Below are 17,945 nucleotides of genomic sequence, written 5' to 3' on the forward strand. Positions count from 1 at the left end.
CCTACACCACTCCTTTTTGTACCTGCGATTCATAAATACGTTGATACATCTTACTATCTTGTAGCAATGCATCATGATTACCCTGATCTACTATGGAACCTTGGCGTAGGACAAGAATGTGATCGGCTTCTTTAACAGAGCTAATTTTCTGCGCAATAATGAACACGGTACATTTTAATTCTTTCAACGTCTGTAAAATATCAGCTTCTGTATTGGCATCAAGCGCACTCGTACTGTCATCGAGCACGAGCACACTCGGCTTTTTCACCAGTGCTCTAGCTATGGATAGTCGTTGCTTTTGACCACCTGATAGATTTACACCTTTTTGACCGATTTGAGTATCATATCCCTCTGCTAAGCTTTCTATAAAACGATGGATATTCGCTTCTTCCGCTGCACTCCGGATTTCTTCATTTGTTGCATCCTCTTTCCCCCATGCAATGTTTTCACGAATCGTACCCGTGAAAAGATGAGCTTCCTGAGGTACAAACCCAACTTGCTTTCTTAATGCTTTGATATTTATTTCACTTGAGTCTTGACCATCGATGTAAATGGTACCACTCGTAGGTTCATATAACCTTGGTATGAGTTGTGTCAGTGATGATTTACCAGACCCCGTTTCTCCTAGAATCCCTACCGTCTCCCCAGCTCCAATGGTAAAAGAGACATCGTGTAATGCTGGTACTTGAGAAGAAGGATAGGAGAAGGAAACAGATTCAAATGTGACCCTTCCAGATATGTCTATCTGAGGAGATGTGTCCTTCCATACTTCTGAAGTAGAATCTTGATGCAAAACTTCCGTTATCCGTGTTGCAGAGGCTCTTCCTCGCGAGAACATCATAATTAAAAAAGTAAACACAGAAAAGGAGAACATAATTCGAGTCCCGTAATTCAATACAGAGACCAACTCACCTTCTTGTGCCCCATTTGTACGCAACTCTAAAGCACCAAACCATAAAAGGGCTACTAAGGCGACGTTCATCCCAAACATCACGATCGGCATCGTGGTTTCCATAAGACGCAGCGCAGTTTTATTGGATTTCATAAGAGGGGTGTTTACGTTCAAAAAGCCTTGCCTTTCATGCTCTCCTCTATCATAGGCTTTGACTAAGCGCATATTGACGAGGTTTTCACGAATAACTCGGTTCACACCATCAAGCCGCTTTTGTACCTTTTGAAAAAGTCGAACGCCTTTTGTCATGATCCAGAACATCAGTATAAAAAGGAATGGTACAGCCATCAGAAGAATGCCTGCCAATTGTGCATGAACAACAAACGCCATGATCATTCCACCAATAATGAAAAGTGGTGCACGAAGCATAATACGCATCCCCATAAATAAGAACCCTTGAACTTGTGTAACATCATTCGTGAGCCTGGTTATCAATGAAGATGTCGGAAAAGACTGAAAATGGATTGGAGAAAATGCCTGTATTTTTTCATACATATCTCTCCTGAGGTCATGCCCCACACCTTGGCTAACATTAGCTGCAAAGAAAGAACTGGCTATCCCTGCTGCAAAAGCTACAAGCGATAAGCCAAGGAGTAGCCCTCCCCATGTAGCCACAGCTGACATATCTTTTTGCAAAATCCCTTGATCAATAATAACTCCCATTAAAAAGGGTTGTGACAGTTCAACAGCCAATTCAACGAGCATAAGCACAATGGCCATTACAAAAGAAAATTTATACGAACGTAAATATGTAAGTACTGCCTTCATACCTCGATCCCCCAATTGCTTTGTACAGCTATCTTCCTATATATATGACTGCTGCTATTGATCATGATTTCGCTGAATTATGCTTACGATTTTCAATTATAGTTTCTATCTTTGTGAACGCCCACTGTAAAGCTAGTCCGTGAAGAAGAACACCTATAATTGAAGTGATCACAAACATCCATAGTGAAATGCCTTCTTGGATATCTACCATGCGATGTCCGAAGAAAATCAGGTGTCCAAATACAGCATAGGTCGCGTCCCAAAAAGAAAGCACGTTTTCCTCTAAGCGCCAGACAAGAAATGATTGCGCTAGTAAAAATAAAAGTAGAATAGTAAAAATCCATACCTTTGATTGATACGTCAACTTTTGAACAAAGGGTTGGATATAATACTTGGTAATGGTTTTAATACGGAACAAATAAATTAACCGAACAATACGGGCCATCTGGAAAAACTGATCGAGTGGAATCACCGCAATAACGAGAAAAGGATTCTTCTTAATGAACTCCCACTTATTATTGGAGAACGTAAAACGAATGATAAAATCCACAAAAAAGATGAACCATACCACCCAATTGATAGCAGAATTATAAGCACTTTCTGTCCAAAGGGTCATAATGGTCATCATCACTAATAGAATCATGATGCCTTCATACAATCGTTTAAAAACTTGCTTCTTCATTCGATCTCTCTCCCAGATTGAGTTCGTTCTATTATATCATGATTGCTTCAGTAACTGGAAAGACTGTCAGTGAGGCTTTTACCAAAACATAATAGTTTCATAACCTTATGCTCTATGTTAAAGTATTTCGAGTGTAGAAAGAAATCATTTCAATTCGAGCGGTTATTTTCTTTTACGTTCGAGTACGATATAAACTATAAAATTCACAATAAGGAGGTAATCATGCAACAGGAAGCATCTATGACCAACAGATATTTTCAAACGGTTATTACGCTAAGTGCCTGCGTTTGGCTTGTAGTAATGAATACGACCATGTTTAATGTTGCGTTACCAAACGTATTAGAGGACTTTTCACTCTCTCCTTCATTAGGTGCTTGGGTTGTATCTGGATATTCAATTGTGCTCGCCATATTTACGATCACTTACACAAGATTGTCCGATTATTTACCGATACGAAGGCTTTTATTTATTGGGATTTCGGTTTTTGGTACAGCATCTCTGTTTGGATTTTTTACGACTAACTTTATATGGCTGATGATTGCCCGCTTAGCACAAGCTGCTGGGTCAGCTGCTATCCCAGGTCTTTCTTTTGTTTTTGCCGGGCGTTATGTTCCGATTGAAAGAAGGGGACGCGCAATGGCGTTGATCGCATCTGCATCATCTCTTGGATTCGGACTTGGCCCCGTGGTAGGCGGAGCTATCACAGATTACTTTGATTGGAATTATTTATTCATAATTACGCTGATGGTGATGCTGCTCATTCCAGTCTTAAGTCGATTATTACCAAAAGAAGAAGTAAGCCATGGTACATTTGATATAATAGGGGCTCTGTTAACGGGGCTTACCGTAACGTCCTTCCTAATCTTCATATCAACATTACAGTGGTATTATGCACTTGGTGGCACCCTTCTTACAGGGCTATTGTGGCTTAGAATCAATCGCATGGAGTTGCCGTTTATCCAACCGAAGCTTCTTAAAAATAAAGGGTATCGTACAATCCTTTATATGAGCTACCTTGGGTTTACAACACACTTTGCAATTTTGGTACTCATGCCTTTGATGCTCCAACATGTATTCAGTAGAAACCCTTCTATGGTTGGATTAATCATCTTCCCAGGGGCATTATTGTCTGCCGTAGCTGCGATTTATGTTGGGAGATTAATTGATCGTTACGGAAACATCAAAATCATGCTCATGGCCCATGTGCTGCTTACAGTTTCAACATTGATTTTTTACTTCCTATCACCGATAAGCGCTTATATGATCATGTTTGGTTACATGTTTACAAGCTTTGGTTTCTCAAGCCTGTCATCGAGCTCAACAAATGAAGTATCACGTATTTTACCAGATGAATTGATCGGTTCTGGCATTGGCTTCAAACAACTTATCCAGTTTGTTGGCTCTGCGACAGGTCCGGTTATTGCTGGAATTTTCCTCGAACTAGCTGGACGTTCCTATTCTGTAGAGTCTTTTCAGTGGACGTTTTTATTCATCACCGGATTAATGACATTATCATGTGTTATCTTTTTCATCTACTCAAGGAAACTGGCGAAGTAAGTAGAACCACCTCTTTTAGGAAGAGGTGGTTCTTTTTATTACAGGATGAAATTATACAAAACAGTTAGATGAAAACAAGGACATTCCTATCTAGAATGTCCTTGTTTAATTATTGCCTGAACTGAATTTCCTTTACCTTCTCTCTCAATTCTTCAGGCCACCAGGCACCACAATCATCGGATACAACACATGCAGCACAGGCTTCCAAATCATAAACCATCATCCCTTTGATAGGCGGGGCGTAAAGATGTAACGTTACTAAACCTGAACCACCCTCATCTTTCATTTTATGTACACCTTTTTTCGGAGCGAAAAAAAGCTTTCCTTGTTGCTTTTCTTCCGAAAAAAGTTCTTGGGGTAATTGATTTTCCCTGACCTCATAAACCGTATTTTTTGTTATGCCATTTAGGACTTGAATCCAACCATACGAATTCCCATGATCATGAGGTGCACATTCTAACTGTGACCAGTTCATCACTAACAACTCAACTTCATCATTCCCATAGAGAAGCTTCCGATAATAAGGGTTTCCGTCTGGTGATTGTAACTCTTGTTCTACCTCACCTAATGAGATGTTCATATCTTGAAGTGCTTTTTTTAATTGCTCTTTCGATGGAGACCGTAAAGACCCTAATACATTTTCTAAGCGACTTTGTAAGCCCATTTATTCCCCTCCTTTTTTCTTGTTAAAAACTAAAAGGAATCTTTTTATTTAATCCTATGCTAGTCTTATACATACATGAAAAAGTCATGAAAATAGAAGGAAACAATAGACAAGGAAAAAGAACTAATTTAGAGAGAATGCAAAAATAAAGTTATGTACTCTGCTTTCTTTTTTTATAGAAAAATAATTCAAAGGCAACAATAATAAAGGCGAACCAAAATGTACCATTATTAAAAGAAAAAACTGCTTGAGGATTGGTGCCCGGCAGTACATTTAAAAGTAGAAGTAAACTAAATAAGTAAATGGAGATGTATGGGGCTTTTCTTTCATTTTTGGTGGAAGAGTTTTTTTTCATGAGCATACCAAACATAAAACTAAGTACAAGCACAACGAGGAGTACTGTCGTAGTTAGTACTTGAAAGATCCCTACAGTAGGGTAATAACTTTCTACCAGCAACAAAGAAAGACTTGCAAGAGCGATTATCTCAAAACCATTCCTGAAGAAAAACACAGGCAGCTCCCCTTTTCAAAATGTAACACCTTATATTTCCATTATAACCCATAAGAAACCTAAGCGATATGAACCATGAGGATGTATATGCTGAAATTAAAAGATTTAAACTTAGCCATGGATCATAAAAAAGCGATAACTACCCATATGGTTGAGCTAAAAAAGAAGTTGGATCAAGGTGATTTAACAGAACAAGAGGTTTTAAACAAAAGAGGCAAACTCGTCATTTTCACCCAATCAACTATGATCGAGGGACAGGTGAATTTATTTGATCAAGAATCAAAAAAGCCCACCTTTTTCGAATATGGTTTAGAAGATTTAGAAGGTGGCTTAGATGATCTTCCACCAGAGATGACAGCATTCAACGTATCAGGACCCATTCATATCAAACACGCCATTATTAAACCTCTGACTAACGGAGAGACAACGATGCTTGATGAAATGATTTTATTTTCGGATCAAATTATGGGATTAGGGTTTAAAGGAATTACATAGATTTTTGTAAGGAAAAGGCGCACTTTTTTCGAAGAGTGCGCCTTTATTCCATAAATGGTATCGGATTATCATAAGGTCTTCTTTTTATAATTGAATTTCCCATTCATCACGCATTTGCAGATATAATGCCAACAGTTCATCTTCCAGTTTATCGCTGCCTTTTCCTTCTAGCGCGAGACCGACTTTCGGCATAAGGATAGCAGCTACATCTTTTGTAAGTTCCTTTCTTTCATGGCCCTTCACTTTCGTAATTCGATCTGCATAGGTCTTCATTAACTCCCAATCTCTTGGAGTCATTTGTTGAAGTGTCCAATCATCTACTTCTAAATCTTCTTTCGTTACACCACGTTTTTCAATTTCTTGCTCTACTGGTGACCGCTTCTTCTTTTTCTTCTTCCCTCTCTCATGAACAACTAGTGTTCCTCCTACAATATCACCAAGTCGCTTATGCTTGGGGTGTAGGAAGATCATCAGGATACCTATAAAATAGTAAACAGGCAAGAAATCGATGATTCTAATAAGATTACGAATTAAAAGAGCTAATGCTGTTGCACTTTGACCATTTTCTTGAATGACTCGAATCCCCAGTAGTTTCTTCCCTGGCGTTTGGCCCCCCATAAACAACTCAAATAAGAAAAAGTAGCCCCAGAAAATAAAGAATAGGAGCATGATCACGATCGCCGTTACATAACTCGAAAAAGCAAAGAAAGAATTGAAAAAAACGTCCTCTGCTAAATAAAGAATTAAAAATAGACCTACATAAATCACCGTTACAATCAAAAAGTCTATAATTTGTGCGGATGAGCGACTCCCTAACCCAGCTAATTTATATTGCAAGGAGACATGCTCTGGAGTTTTCACGTTCACTTGTTCCATACAAATCACTAGTTCCTCTCCAAATTCCTTTAATAGGAAATTCATTTCTTTTTTATCTATCAGTCTATATAATAGTTTTAGAATCCATTTTCCACATAAAGCAGGTGAACGAATGCAGTATAAACAATTTGTCCAAAATCATCGGGAGGATTGGACGGAGTTAGAAGCACTCATCACAAGTTTACATAAAAAGCGAGACTTATCTCCTGAAAAGCTTGAACGTTTTCAGAGTTTATACCAAAAGGTGACCCAACATTTATCTTATAGCCAGACATATTATCCGCAAGAGGAAACAACTGGATACCTAAATGAATTAGTGGGGAAAGCGCACAATATGTTGTATCAGGATCAGGTTTCAAGTCTTCAACAGTTAAAACAGTTTTTCGGTTCTTCTTTTGTCCAATTATTTACTGAACAATGGAAAGCCGTTCTTATTGCTATGGCATTGTTTATGTTAGGTGGCATAGGAGCTTTCCTCTCCGTAATGCAAGATCCCATGCATATGTATGCCATTTTGCCTGAACAAATCGCTACGGCTATTGACCCTGAACAAATAGGAGGGGATGGTGCTGTAAACTCACCTGTTATGTCAGCCTCGATTATGTCCAACAATATCCGCGTAGCCATCCTTGCTTTTGCAAGTGGGATTACATTCGGTATTTTAACAGTGTACCTCTTAATTTATAACGGCATTATTGTAGGGGCCTTAGCCGCCTTTTTCTGGCACTATGGCAGGTCATACGATTTTTGGGCATACATTGTACCTCACGGAATCATTGAGTTAACAGCTATCTTTATCGCAGGTGGCGCTGGTTTACTGATGGGCTACAAACTCCTTGTACCTGGTGATCGACCACGAAGCTACCAACTAAAACAACAAGCTCTTCGTTCCGTAAAGCTATTCCTTGGAACGATTCCTTTATTCGTAATAGCTGGTATTATTGAAGGATTTATTACACCAGCCCCTATATCATTAGAAGCAAAGTATGTATTTGCATTCACAACGTTGATTGGCTTGATTCTCTATATAACTGCCGGTAAACTCATCTATCAAAAGCGACATCAGTCACAGTTACAATAATCCACGATTCATGAGATCCATATAACGACTGACGGCACTTGTTGCTAGATTCTCTTCAGGGGTTTCAATCATCTGAAGCCCTTGCTTTTCCCACTTGGCCAGTTCTCGTTTTTTCTCCATAACCTGTTTTTGAGCCATGCTTTTGATCATGGCTTTTTTACTATCTTCTGGTTCCACCTTCGTCCATGCTTCAGTCATGTGGTCCTCAATACCAAGCATGAGAAAAACATGCTTACGACGTAATCGTTGCAAATAAAATAATGGTGCTTCCTCATATAGAAATGTACTCACATCACTAAATAACAGAATAAAGCTTCGTTTTTTTTGAACTGTTTCAAGGTATTGCAACACATTCCCATAATTCGATTCATACGGATCAACTTGGATGTTATAGACCTCACTTATAATCTTTTTTAAATGAGGCATCCCTTTATTAGAGGGAACATAAGCTTTAACGTTTTTGGAAAAAGCCAAGAATGACACGTAATCCCCTTTTTGTAAGGCTGCGGCGGCAACAGTGAGTGCCGCTTCAAGAGCACGTTCAAGGCGATTGCGATCTTCAAGCTCTACCCCCATCATACGACCACAATCCACAACAATCGATATGTACTTTCCGTGCTCAGGTTCATATTCATTTGTCATTAATTCCTGAAGCTTTGCGCTTTGGCGCCAATTTATCTTACGCAGATCATCCCCGACCACATAGGAACGTATTTGAGCGAACTCCCCTGATCCAATCTGACGCTTTTTCACCTGGCTCCCTTCATAAAGCAAAAACTGCTGAGCATTGTTTATAACGTGTCGAGCTTCTGATAAATCAGGAATGACACGTACACGATCCTGAATATCCGGAGATACTTGTCTTTCCCAAAGGCCTAGCTTGGATCTATAACGCACATAAAGCTTTGGGATACTATAGTCACCTCGAAAAGGAGCATAAGTTTGATAGGAGGCTACAGCATTGGACTCCCCTGCCACCTCTCCCACAACTGGAAAAGGGCGATCAAAGGAACATGGTAGAGCGTCCATGATTCGATATTTCATGATGTGAGGGGAGTGGTTTTCAATCATGACCTGCACATTCACCTTTTCACCCCGTTCGATTTCATCACCTATATCACGTTGGAAGGTTAGCTCTTTTTTCTTCGGTAACCATAATAGATCAATAAAACTCATGCCTAGAATCAATACGTTACTTACGATAACAATAGACCAAGAAAGTGTCCCACCAAGCGAAAGAATGAACAGAGCCAAGGAAAACAAGGCAAAGGCTAATAGTAACCTTTGGGTGGGAAGTATCCCTCTATCTCGGAACAGGAACCGCTCCCACAATGTCTTGAATGATTTGGTCATTCGTTGCTCCCTCCATTTCCATGTGTGGGGCTAAAATAATACGATGGCGCAATGCTGGTAATGCTACCACCTTCACGTCATCCGGTGTTACGTAATCTCGTCCAGCCAGATAAGCCCATGCTTTGCTGACACTGGCAATAGAAATCGCAGCACGTGTGCTCGCTCCGTGTAGAACGGCATCTGTATCACGTGTTTTACGGACCATTTGCATGATGTAGTCATATACACTTTCTTGTATCGTAACTTGTTGAATCTCCTTACGTATTTCGAGAAATGCCTCAATATTCAAAGCAGGTTCTGAGTTCTCATTATGGCTACGATCTTCTATTGTTTGTTTCACAATGTTCATCTCTTCTTCCTGAGATGGGAAATCCACATTTAGCTTAAACATAAAGCGATCTTGTTGCGCTTCAGGAAGAGGATAGGTTCCTTCAAACTCCACAGGGTTCTGTGTTGCCACTACGAAAAATGGATTCGGTAATGTATAAGTTTCCCCTTGAATGGTGAGTTGTTTTTCCTCCATGGCTTCCAGTAATGCCGCCTGTGTCTTAGCAGGTGTTCGATTGATTTCATCTGCTAATAGTACGTTCGTGAAAATAGGGCCTTTTAGTGTATAAAAGCTTCCTTCTTTCATGTTATAGACCATACTCCCTGTTATATCACTTGGAAGGAGATCGGGTGTGAACTGGATACGGTTAAAGTTTCCTCCTAGTAATGTAGCAAGTGTACGGACCATTTGGGTTTTTCCGGTTCCTGGCACACCTTCTAATAAAACGTGCCCTCCAACTAAAATGGAGGATAATAATAAGCGAAGGTTTTTACTTTGACCCATAATGCGTTGCTCATACTTTTCTAGCAATCCATGCAATTGTTCATTCATCCTTCTTGCACCTCTTTACGTATTTCATCTAGTTTTTGCGACCATATGACATAGTCCTTTTTTGACCATTGATCGGTTTGACGTACTTTGTGAAGTTCTCGTACCCATTCGCTCCACTTGTTTATTTGTTCTTTGGTTAGACGAGGTTTTATGGTCTCGAAAATATCCTCCCAACTATGTTGGATGGAGACGCCCCACTTATCACTTACAGATTGGCGTACATATTGTTCTTGAATAGATAGAGATTCGTTGTAAAAATCAGACCGCATATACCAAGCTGCTAACGCACGTAACCGTTCATCTCCAAAGCGCACTTCCGCTTCACGTGGTAAATAAACCGGACCAAAGCGCTTCCCTTTAATCCATAAAATAAAAATCGTTAGGATGGCTAGTTGGAGTATGAATACAAGTAAGCTTTTGGGATAGACGGTGAGATATGTTGGTAGATTTTCCTGTCCATGAACATATTCATCTATCAAAATGGATGATGCTTCGGTTTGGTTTAGTAAGTATAAAGCTAGTTCAGTATGGTCCTTTTCTAATATATTTCCATTCGTTACCCACTCAGGCTGAAGAGAAACAATCAACTCCCCTTTTCCAAAGAAACGTTTCAAAGCCACTGTTCCTCTTTCATCAGATAACAGTTCTACATCATTCTCTTTCAGTCGAAGGCGCTTGTTCACTGGTAATTGTGCTTTAAACGTTTCTCCATGTTTATTTTCAACCTTCAACGGCCCTGAGGAGGTTTCAGCAAGCTCAACCTTTGTATTAAAGTAGCCTACTGGATCATTTTTCAGTAGAAGAATCGTATTGCCTTGTTCCATCCAGTTTTGATAGGAGAGCATGTCTTCTTCACTAAAGCGGAAATAAGGTTCTACCATCATAAGGGTTTGTTTTTGTGAGAGATTACGTAGTTTTCTCGGTTGGCCATACCATCTTTCTACTTCGCCTTTATCCTTTTGCAAATATGTATAAAATGCTTTCACACCTGTTGGGGAAGGGGATTTTGAGAGATAGCTTTTGTATGTTTGGGGTTGATCCCCAGATAAGATAAAACCAAATCCTACAAAAACGAATAGCGCCAAGGCGATCCACAACCAAATACGGCTTTGTTTTTTAACTTGCTCCATTGTGGCTCCCCCTCCTTTCTCAGCTGCTTTCTCTATTGGAATTTAACCATTCTAAAGCCTGTTGACGATAAGATTCATATTCTTGTTCATCTACTTCACGTTCACCATAGGTTACTTCATCAAATCGTTGGGCGAGTTCATAGAATTGAGTAGCCCAAACAAGATTTATTTTTTTTAATTCTTCATAGTAATCCCAGTTCGTTTTCCATACGCGGGCTTCGATCCATTTTTGTTGATCGAAATAAAGAAGCATAGCCAGGAAAACGTGACGAATGGCCTGTTGATAATCTCCTTTTTGCTTATACGATGAAGCTTCTTGAAGGTGTTTGTCAGAAGACCATGCTAGTTCATCTTTATGTTGAATAGGATGAGCATTGGAACGTGACGTTCGGTTAGATGCCAGATTGCGCTTAATTAGAACAACCAATAAAATCAAAATCACAATGCCCACAGCACCAAGGACATACATCGTGACATCTACAGCCTGATCTGTTATTTGAATTTGGGGAAAGAGCTTTTGAAACATTCTCAAAAGCCATTCCCCTATTTGATTCAGCAAGTATTGAAACGGATTCTCCTGTTCTTCATAATAAACCTGATATTCATCCTGCTCTAAAATTTGATCTAGCTTTTCTTTTGCTTGTTGAGCCTTGCTCATGGATTATCACCTATTATTCATGAGATGGTGGTTCAGGAGTGGTCTCCGTTTTATAAGAGTCGATCATTTCCTTAAGATCATCCGCCTCATTACGCACTTTTAGATCCATATAAAGGATTGAATAACCGACAAAGAAAATGAGCGTTGTAATAATGGTCACCAAGTATGAAACTAACGATGCCACAACACTACTGCCTAGTAATAGCGTCATCACCATGTTGATGATGGCACCTGTAATCGAAATAAGAATATAAAACACAACATAAACACCTAGTGTCTGCCAGAAACGACCTTTTGTTAATCGCCAGCTCTTTGCGATGCCTGGTGCTACTTTTTCATACGTGACTGCTGCAAAGAATACACTCATCTTAGTGAATAGATAAGCAAATCCTGCAAAGAGAGCTAGGATAATGATAAATATCGTTACCATTGCGCCAGCCATTGGTGCTCCTTGCATTCCACCGCCAACTAAAGTCATAACAAGCACAAATACAAGAAATGCTCCGAAAACCATTAAAACAAATAACAAGGAGCTCCCTAATAGTGGCCAGAAACGAGACATGGCTTGTTTAATCACTTCTCCATTTGTCCAGCTTTCCTGGTTCTGAATTTTTTTCGTAGCTAGAATAATAGAAGATTGAGCAAGTATGTAAAGGACCATTGCGATAATTGGCATAATAACGGCATATGCAATAATTAATCCTAGGTTATCAATATTTGCAGGGAAGGGTGCTCCAGTGGTTCCGGGTGCCCCTGTACCTTCTGCATTCTGTAAAAAGTTTTCAAGAAATGTTCCTTCCCCTGTTTGGCGAAAGAAGCTTGTTCCACTTGCTAACATAAAAATAGATTGGATTAAGTAGAGTGGTCCAAGTAAGATAAGTACAAGTAAAAATAAAGACGAAAAGTTTTGCTTTACGATTCGAAATGAGTGATCTAAAATCTCTGAAAAGCTTTTAGGTTTCGTTTGTTTGATCTCCATGAGTTTCCTCCTCTAACACATACATAATGTGGAATATAGTAGTTCCCATTCTATCATGTTACTCAAAAAATTTGTCATATTGGAACATTTTTCTACAACCTTAGGGGGATCCATAAACATTTTACATGGTGATACAGGTATTTTTTTGTGACTTACGAACGGGTGAAGTCGGGGTGCAAGCGCTTCTCTATAATTTGCGAGTGGCGGCATACGGGATGCGAACGCTTCACCTACAAAAAAAGGAGGCGTGCAGCCCCCTTTTATGATTCATATATTCGATTATGGTGCGTGTACACATTTAGTCGGTTCCCTCGAATAAAACCAACTGTCGTGATCCCAAGGTCATCTGCTAAATCCAACGCAAGTGTAGTTGGTGCGGATTTAGATAGGATAATCCCGACGCCAATCTTTGAAACTTTTAAAAGCACTTCAGAAGAAATACGTCCTGAAAAGGCGATGACTTTATCACGTAAGGAAATTCGGTTCTTGAGGCAGTAGCCATAGATCTTATCCAGTGCGTTATGGCGTCCAATGTCTGAATAGGAAACCACGAGATCATCCGTGGTACAGAGCGCTGCATTATGCAATCCACCTGTCTTATGAAAGTTCGAGGAGGTTCCCTGCATGTTGCTCATCAAGTCCATACAAGCTTGTACCGATAACGTTGTTTCTGTCCGAATCGTCTTGGCTGTTCTCACATCATTTTGAAAATAGAACTGACGGCTTTTACCACAGCAGGAGCCAATAAACCGCTTGGAGTGTCCCTCCTGATGAAGATGCACCTTTTTGGTTAGTTCTACATAAGCAAAACCTTGGCCCTCATCCACCTGGAGAGACTTCACCTCATCTAAAAAGTGGATCAACCCCTCTGAGGCCATAAAGCCGATAACCAATTCCTCCAAATGTTCAGGAGTGCACACCATCGTGGCAAATTCCTCACCGTTCACCATAATCGTAAGCGGGTATTCTGTGGCTACTGTATCCTCTACCTCAACAAAAGAATCCACTTCATATTTGTGTACATTTCGTTGCTCCATTATCTCTTTTTTCATACCTAAACGCCTCTTTTATGTTGTTTCCATCTCTAATTCTTCCACGCGCTTTTCCACGTACTTCGTATCCTTCTGAGCATGGAAGGTTTCAGCTTTTTCTACAATAACCGCAGTATTGTATTCCGGAATGCCGGCATATTTTTCATATACGCCTTTTGGAATCAACACATTCCCTTCAGGCCAGTACACTAAAACATTCTCGCTTCGGGTATTTGCGAATTTCGCATAACCGTTTAACTTCCCATACTGATTATAGACCACAATGGCTTCACCTTCACGAATCTCCAATTTCTTTGCATCCTCTTCATTAATCAATACATCATAACGACTTGCATTGTTGAACGGATCTTTCTCATCATAAATCATCGAGTTGAATTGTTTTCCACGTCTTGTTGTGACATAGAAGCGTCCTTCAGTTTTGCGGCGTTCTGGAATTTCAATCGGAAGCAAGTTCCCTCGCCCATCTGGTGTCGGGCATTCTCCACCTTCACATAACCAAGCGCCTCCCCATTGGAATACATCACCTTGCTCTTTTAAATGTTGAATACCATCATAATTTCGATTAGCAACAGCAATCTCATCCCGTATTTGTTGAGCATTCTCATACTCGATTAAATGCTTCTCATCTGGCTTTACTCTCTTGGCAAGCTCCATATAAATCTCCCATTCGGGACGTGCTTCTTCAATGCGGGGCCCCTTAATTTCCGGAGAAAAATAAACCATACGCTCTGTTGATGTAGATGTTCCTCCACCAGGTTGTTCATAACGGGTCATAGCTGGCAGAACGAGTACCTCTTCTCTCGCATCAACTAACGTAGAAGTATTCAAAATAATATCCTGATGCACACGTAGCTCGACCTCTTCTAAACATTGCTTAATAAAGGTTGGGTCAGGCATCGTTTCTAAAAAGTTTCCGCCAGAAGTATAGAACATTTTCATTTTACGTTCATGATCATCTGGTAAAATTGCATGTTCAATGGACTCACCAACGATATCCCCTTGCCATTTTGGGATCTCAAATCCCCAGACGTTTTGGACACGATCGATATTTTCTGGTGTGAAGCCTCCTCCTGGTAACACGAAAGGATCTGACCCCATTTCACCAGACCCTTGTACACCAGAGTGTCCGCGAATTGGCATTACACCACATTTCTCTCTTCCAATGAACCCTTTTAGCATAGCAAGGTTGGCTACTTGTGAAATGTTATCTGTTCCAAAACGGTGTTGCGTTAAGCCCATCGACCACACGAATACCCCGCTTTTTGATTTAGCTAAAAGCATCGCCAATTCTTCTATTCGTTCACGTGTTAGGCCAGAGGATTGTTCAAGATCACCCCAGTTTTGACTCTCTACATGTTCCTTTAATTCAGTAAAACCATTCGTATGTTCGTTGATAAAGTCATGGTCAATAGCAGAACCTTGCTGTACCTCTTCCATCTCAAACCAATGCTTCATGATGCCATTCATAAAGGCAATATCTCCTCCGATATTGACCTGGTACACATCATCAGCAATTTTCGTACCGAACAGAGCGCTATCTGGTATTGAAGGAATCCAATACTCGTCCATGGACGGCTCGTAATATGGATTGATCACGATGATCTTTGTACCTTTACGCTTAGCTGCATACATATATTTTGTAGAAACTGGCTGGTTGTTCGCTGCAACAGAACCCCAGAATACAAGCACATCTGAGCCAATCCAATCCTGATAATTACAGCTTGAGGCTCCAATTCCAAGTGAGCGACTCAATGCTGTTTTACTAGGCGAATGACAAATACGGGAAGCGTTATCAATATTGTTCGTACCTAAGAAACGTGCAACCTTCCCTGCAACATAATACGATTCATTGGTAATACCACGAGCTGTTAAGAACATGGCAAGCTGCTTAGGATCAATGTTCTTCACTTTAGCTGCCATTTTATCCAGTGCCTCATCCCATGAGATACGTTTAAACTGGTTCTCACCAGGTTTACGTGAAAGAGGATAAGGGATTCTGCCAAGTTTTCGGAGTTCAGAGCTATCCATTTTTCTCAACTCACCGATATCTTGATGTAATACCTCTTCCTTAATTTCTGGCATCGTGTTTAAGCGAAGTACATTCAAGCGTGTCGTACATAAATGTGGACCTTTTAATGTTTGATCTTGCAGTCCACTTACCCCTAGAGCACATCCATCACAAACGCCTTTTGTTAAAATTCTTGTAGCATATGGGAGATTATCTTTGTTTTCCCACATAACTTTCATTGTGTCGCGGATGTGTTTTGGTTTGATCTTACCTAACCCGAACGGTACAGGACTAACCCAGTGCTTCGGATCAGGTGTTTTCTCTAACTTCATTGGACCTTCGTGTTTCGTATTCCCCATTTGAATCCCCTCCTGTTCCTTTGTAAAAAAAGAAAGCTTCCCTCTTGGCAAGCTTTAAATAAATAAAAAACCACCGAAACCCCGCTACACAGGTGTATAACGAGGATTACGGTGGTAGTCTTTAACAGGATCGCTGCCAAGTGCCAACACACTTCTCTATTATTTTTTCATTTGAATGCTTTCTGATAACTCTCGATCAAATACGAAAATCGACATCCCTAAATCTGCTTCAATATCAATATCGACAAATAGATCTAAAAATTTAGCCCCTAACAGATCCTCCATCTCTTGTGGATAATGGTTTTTATAAATATTTTTCACCATTTCTGTTCGAGCTGCTCGTACCATTTGTTCCCCATCCTTATTAGAAGCAATGAACTTCTCTACTGGAGACATGTTGCCTTCCATCTCACATATAGCCCAATTCTTGCAAAAGGTTGTCGTTATCTTTTGAGGACCTTTTCCCATATGCTTTTTTCGAAAGGCACGTACTAAATTACTAAATTCTGCCTCAAACTTATTCATGCTCATTCTTCCCTTTTCACGCTTGGTTTCAGGCGAATATAACATAATTTATTGGTTAAGTGTAGGTTGCGCATCTTGGGCCGGAGTATTATTTTTAAGTTTATTCATATCAACTCGTATTAAGAACGAGACCACAAGTGCTACGATAAATAAGCCAGCGAAGAAGATCAGGCTGTTCGCGTAGCTCCCTGTCGTATCCTTAATCCATGCTGCAAACAGAGGACCAACTAAACCTGCTGCAGCCCATGCTGTAAGGATATAACCATGAATAGCTCCTAGCTGTTTTGTTCCAAAGATATCTCCAATAAATGCTGGTATTGAAGCAAATCCGCCTCCATAACAAGTGTACACAATCGCTAATAAAATTTGAAATATTATGACTGATGATACGTTAGGTAAAACAGCAAAAGCAAAAATTTGCAGTACAAAGAAAGATGTATATGTGTTTGCACGACCAATATAATCTGACAATGTTGCCCAACCTATACGCCCAAATCCATTAAATAACCCAAGTACACCTACTAGCGCAGCAGCTTCAGTAGTACTTAACCCTACACTTTCCTCTGCCAGTGGTTTTGCAGCTGATAAGATAGCAATACCACATGTAACATTGATAAAGAGCATGAGCCACAAGTAGTAAAATCGTTTGGTTTTCACAGCTTCATTTGCAGTAAGCTGAGCTAAATCGGCTTTAACTTTCTTTTCACCCTTCTCAACCTTTTCCTGAAAACCACTTGGCATCCAACCTTCAGGTGGCTTTTCTAGATATAAAGAAGAAATAAGCATAATAACAAAATACGCAATACCTAAGATGTAGAACGTAGCAGCAATGCCTACGGATTTAATTAAAGCATCCATAATGGGACTGCTAATAGCTGCTGCAAACCCAAACCCCATAATCGCGAGCCCCGTTGCAAGCCCTCTACGGTCTGGGAACCATTTAACAAGCGTAGAAACCGGGGCAATATAACCAACACCTAGACCGATTCCACCTAGCGCTCCGTAAAATATGTACAAGAGTGGTAAGGAACCAAAATTCACAGCAAGCCCTGACCCCGCAACTCCTAAACCAAATAGTATAGCAGCTAGTAAACCAGACTTACGAGGACCATGTTTCTCTACAAAACTACCTAAAAATGCTGCAGCTAACCCTAAAAACAAAATGGCTAGACTAAAGGTCAGTTGCACTTGACTATTACTCCATCCAAATTCATTGACTAATGGATTCGTAAAGTTACTCCAAGCATACACAGAGCCAATTGAGAGGTGGATCCCCACCCCCGAAAGTGCTATGAGCCAACGATTTTTTGTTTTACTCAATGTTCTTCACTCCTTTTTTAAAATATAAAACCGCCATTTTCCCATAGGAATGCCAATGAGAAAATGACGGTAATTTCACACAGGGTCGCTAAGCT

16 protein-coding genes are annotated in these 17,945 nt (G+C 40.1%); 3 read left to right on the forward strand and 13 right to left on the reverse strand.

What is annotated here, in order from left to right; all coding sequences use genetic code 11:
* Position 1 precedes the first annotated feature (1 nt).
* Both H514_RS0118910 and H514_RS0118915 read right to left on the reverse strand, forming a co-directional pair.
* On the reverse strand, positions 2-1,720 hold the full coding sequence (locus H514_RS0118910; RefSeq protein ID WP_027448377.1) for an ABC transporter ATP-binding protein: 1,719 nt from the start codon (positions 1,718-1,720) through the stop codon (positions 2-4).
* 61 nt (positions 1,721-1,781) lie between these two features.
* Positions 1,782-2,402 carry a hypothetical protein gene (locus tag H514_RS0118915; protein ID WP_036841870.1) on the reverse strand — a complete coding sequence of 207 codons (621 nt, stop codon included), beginning with the start codon at positions 2,400-2,402 and terminating at the stop codon, positions 1,782-1,784.
* 222 nt (positions 2,403-2,624) lie between these two features.
* Between H514_RS0118915 and H514_RS0118920 the strand changes: the two genes are divergently transcribed.
* A complete protein-coding gene (locus tag H514_RS0118920; RefSeq protein WP_036841867.1) occupies positions 2,625-3,959 on the forward strand; it encodes an MFS transporter in 1,335 nt (444 codons plus the stop codon).
* 109 nt (positions 3,960-4,068) lie between these two features.
* On the opposite strand, the gene H514_RS0118925 is transcribed toward H514_RS0118920, so the two are convergent.
* Complete coding sequence (locus H514_RS0118925; protein WP_027448380.1) at positions 4,069-4,623, reverse strand: cysteine dioxygenase; 555 nt, start codon at positions 4,621-4,623, stop codon at positions 4,069-4,071.
* Between the two features lie 598 nt (positions 4,624-5,221).
* Here H514_RS0118925 and H514_RS0118935 point away from each other — a divergent pair.
* Positions 5,222-5,629, forward strand: a complete 408-nt coding sequence (locus H514_RS0118935) for a hypothetical protein (protein WP_027448382.1) — start codon at positions 5,222-5,224, stop codon at positions 5,627-5,629.
* 84 nt (positions 5,630-5,713) lie between these two features.
* On the opposite strand, the gene H514_RS0118940 is transcribed toward H514_RS0118935, so the two are convergent.
* Positions 5,714-6,505, reverse strand: coding sequence for an RDD family protein (locus tag H514_RS0118940; protein ID WP_036841887.1), 792 nt, complete (start codon positions 6,503-6,505; stop codon positions 5,714-5,716).
* Between the two features lie 112 nt (positions 6,506-6,617).
* Here H514_RS0118940 and H514_RS0118945 point away from each other — a divergent pair, with 112 nt between their 5' ends.
* Positions 6,618-7,586 (forward strand): stage II sporulation protein M, encoded by a 969-nt coding sequence (locus H514_RS0118945; RefSeq protein ID WP_027448384.1) that lies wholly within the window; start codon positions 6,618-6,620, stop codon positions 7,584-7,586.
* Here H514_RS0118945 and H514_RS0118950 read toward each other — a convergent pair.
* From H514_RS0118950 to H514_RS0118995, 9 genes are all read right to left on the reverse strand, one after another.
* Positions 7,578-8,939: a DUF58 domain-containing protein gene (locus H514_RS0118950; protein ID WP_027448385.1), complete on the reverse strand. Its 1,362-nt coding sequence runs from the start codon at positions 8,937-8,939 to the stop codon at positions 7,578-7,580. The two genes, H514_RS0118945 and H514_RS0118950, sit on opposite strands and share 9 nt — an antisense overlap.
* On the reverse strand, positions 8,890-9,819 hold the full coding sequence (locus tag H514_RS0118955; protein WP_027448386.1) for an AAA family ATPase: 930 nt from the start codon (positions 9,817-9,819) through the stop codon (positions 8,890-8,892). The genes H514_RS0118950 and H514_RS0118955 overlap by 50 nt, the downstream gene beginning before the upstream one ends.
* Positions 9,816-10,949, reverse strand: coding sequence for a DUF4350 domain-containing protein (locus H514_RS0118960; protein WP_027448387.1), 1,134 nt, complete (start codon positions 10,947-10,949; stop codon positions 9,816-9,818). Before H514_RS0118960 ends, H514_RS0118955 begins: the two co-directional genes overlap by 4 nt.
* Before the next feature lie 19 nt (positions 10,950-10,968).
* The gene (locus H514_RS0118965; RefSeq protein ID WP_027448388.1) at positions 10,969-11,607 is read right to left on the reverse strand and encodes a DUF4129 domain-containing protein; all 639 of its coding nucleotides are present in this window, start codon (positions 11,605-11,607) and stop codon (positions 10,969-10,971) included.
* Between the two features lie 13 nt (positions 11,608-11,620).
* On the reverse strand, positions 11,621-12,586 hold the full coding sequence (locus H514_RS0118970; protein ID WP_027448389.1) for an MFS transporter: 966 nt from the start codon (positions 12,584-12,586) through the stop codon (positions 11,621-11,623).
* Between the two features lie 260 nt (positions 12,587-12,846).
* Positions 12,847-13,638 (reverse strand): formate dehydrogenase accessory sulfurtransferase FdhD, encoded by a 792-nt coding sequence (gene fdhD / locus H514_RS0118980; protein WP_027448390.1) that lies wholly within the window; start codon positions 13,636-13,638, stop codon positions 12,847-12,849.
* A 15-nt stretch (positions 13,639-13,653) separates the two neighbouring features.
* Entirely contained in the window at positions 13,654-16,005 is a 2,352-nt protein-coding gene (locus H514_RS0118985; RefSeq protein ID WP_027448391.1) for an FdhF/YdeP family oxidoreductase, read from the reverse strand.
* A 159-nt stretch (positions 16,006-16,164) separates the two neighbouring features.
* Positions 16,165-16,530, reverse strand: coding sequence for a Na-translocating system protein MpsC family protein (locus H514_RS0118990; RefSeq protein ID WP_027448392.1), 366 nt, complete (start codon positions 16,528-16,530; stop codon positions 16,165-16,167).
* Positions 16,531-16,578: 48 nt separating this feature from the next.
* Entirely contained in the window at positions 16,579-17,850 is a 1,272-nt protein-coding gene (locus tag H514_RS0118995) for an L-lactate MFS transporter (RefSeq protein WP_027448393.1), read from the reverse strand.
* Positions 17,851-17,945: the final 95 nt, after the last annotated feature.

It is taken from the genome of Pontibacillus marinus BH030004 = DSM 16465 (assembly GCF_000425225.1).
In the GTDB taxonomy this organism is placed as follows: Bacteria; Bacillota; Bacilli; order Bacillales; family BH030062; genus Pontibacillus; species Pontibacillus marinus.

What these genes read in the sequence shown, in the direction of transcription:
- H514_RS0118910 (WP_027448377.1), bottom strand. Translation starts at nt 1,720, where the DNA reads ATGAAGGCAGTACTTACATATTTACGTTCGTATAAATTTTCTTTTGTA.
- H514_RS0118915 (WP_036841870.1), bottom strand. Translation starts at nt 2,402, where the DNA reads ATGAAGAAGCAAGTTTTTAAACGATTGTATGAAGGCATCATGATTCTA.
- H514_RS0118920 (WP_036841867.1), top strand. Translation starts at nt 2,625, where the DNA reads ATGCAACAGGAAGCATCTATGACCAACAGATATTTTCAAACGGTTATT.
- H514_RS0118925 (WP_027448380.1), bottom strand. Translation starts at nt 4,623, where the DNA reads ATGGGCTTACAAAGTCGCTTAGAAAATGTATTAGGGTCTTTACGGTCT.
- H514_RS0118935 (WP_027448382.1), top strand. Translation starts at nt 5,222, where the DNA reads ATGCTGAAATTAAAAGATTTAAACTTAGCCATGGATCATAAAAAAGCG.
- H514_RS0118940 (WP_036841887.1), bottom strand. Translation starts at nt 6,505, where the DNA reads ATGGAACAAGTGAACGTGAAAACTCCAGAGCATGTCTCCTTGCAATAT.
- H514_RS0118945 (WP_027448384.1), top strand. Translation starts at nt 6,618, where the DNA reads ATGCAGTATAAACAATTTGTCCAAAATCATCGGGAGGATTGGACGGAG.
- H514_RS0118950 (WP_027448385.1), bottom strand. Translation starts at nt 8,939, where the DNA reads ATGACCAAATCATTCAAGACATTGTGGGAGCGGTTCCTGTTCCGAGAT.
- H514_RS0118955 (WP_027448386.1), bottom strand. Translation starts at nt 9,819, where the DNA reads ATGAATGAACAATTGCATGGATTGCTAGAAAAGTATGAGCAACGCATT.
- H514_RS0118960 (WP_027448387.1), bottom strand. Translation starts at nt 10,949, where the DNA reads ATGGAGCAAGTTAAAAAACAAAGCCGTATTTGGTTGTGGATCGCCTTG.
- H514_RS0118965 (WP_027448388.1), bottom strand. Translation starts at nt 11,607, where the DNA reads ATGAGCAAGGCTCAACAAGCAAAAGAAAAGCTAGATCAAATTTTAGAG.
- H514_RS0118970 (WP_027448389.1), bottom strand. Translation starts at nt 12,586, where the DNA reads ATGGAGATCAAACAAACGAAACCTAAAAGCTTTTCAGAGATTTTAGAT.
- fdhD (WP_027448390.1), bottom strand. Translation starts at nt 13,638, where the DNA reads ATGAAAAAAGAGATAATGGAGCAACGAAATGTACACAAATATGAAGTG.
- H514_RS0118985 (WP_027448391.1), bottom strand. Translation starts at nt 16,005, where the DNA reads ATGGGGAATACGAAACACGAAGGTCCAATGAAGTTAGAGAAAACACCT.
- H514_RS0118990 (WP_027448392.1), bottom strand. Translation starts at nt 16,530, where the DNA reads ATGAATAAGTTTGAGGCAGAATTTAGTAATTTAGTACGTGCCTTTCGA.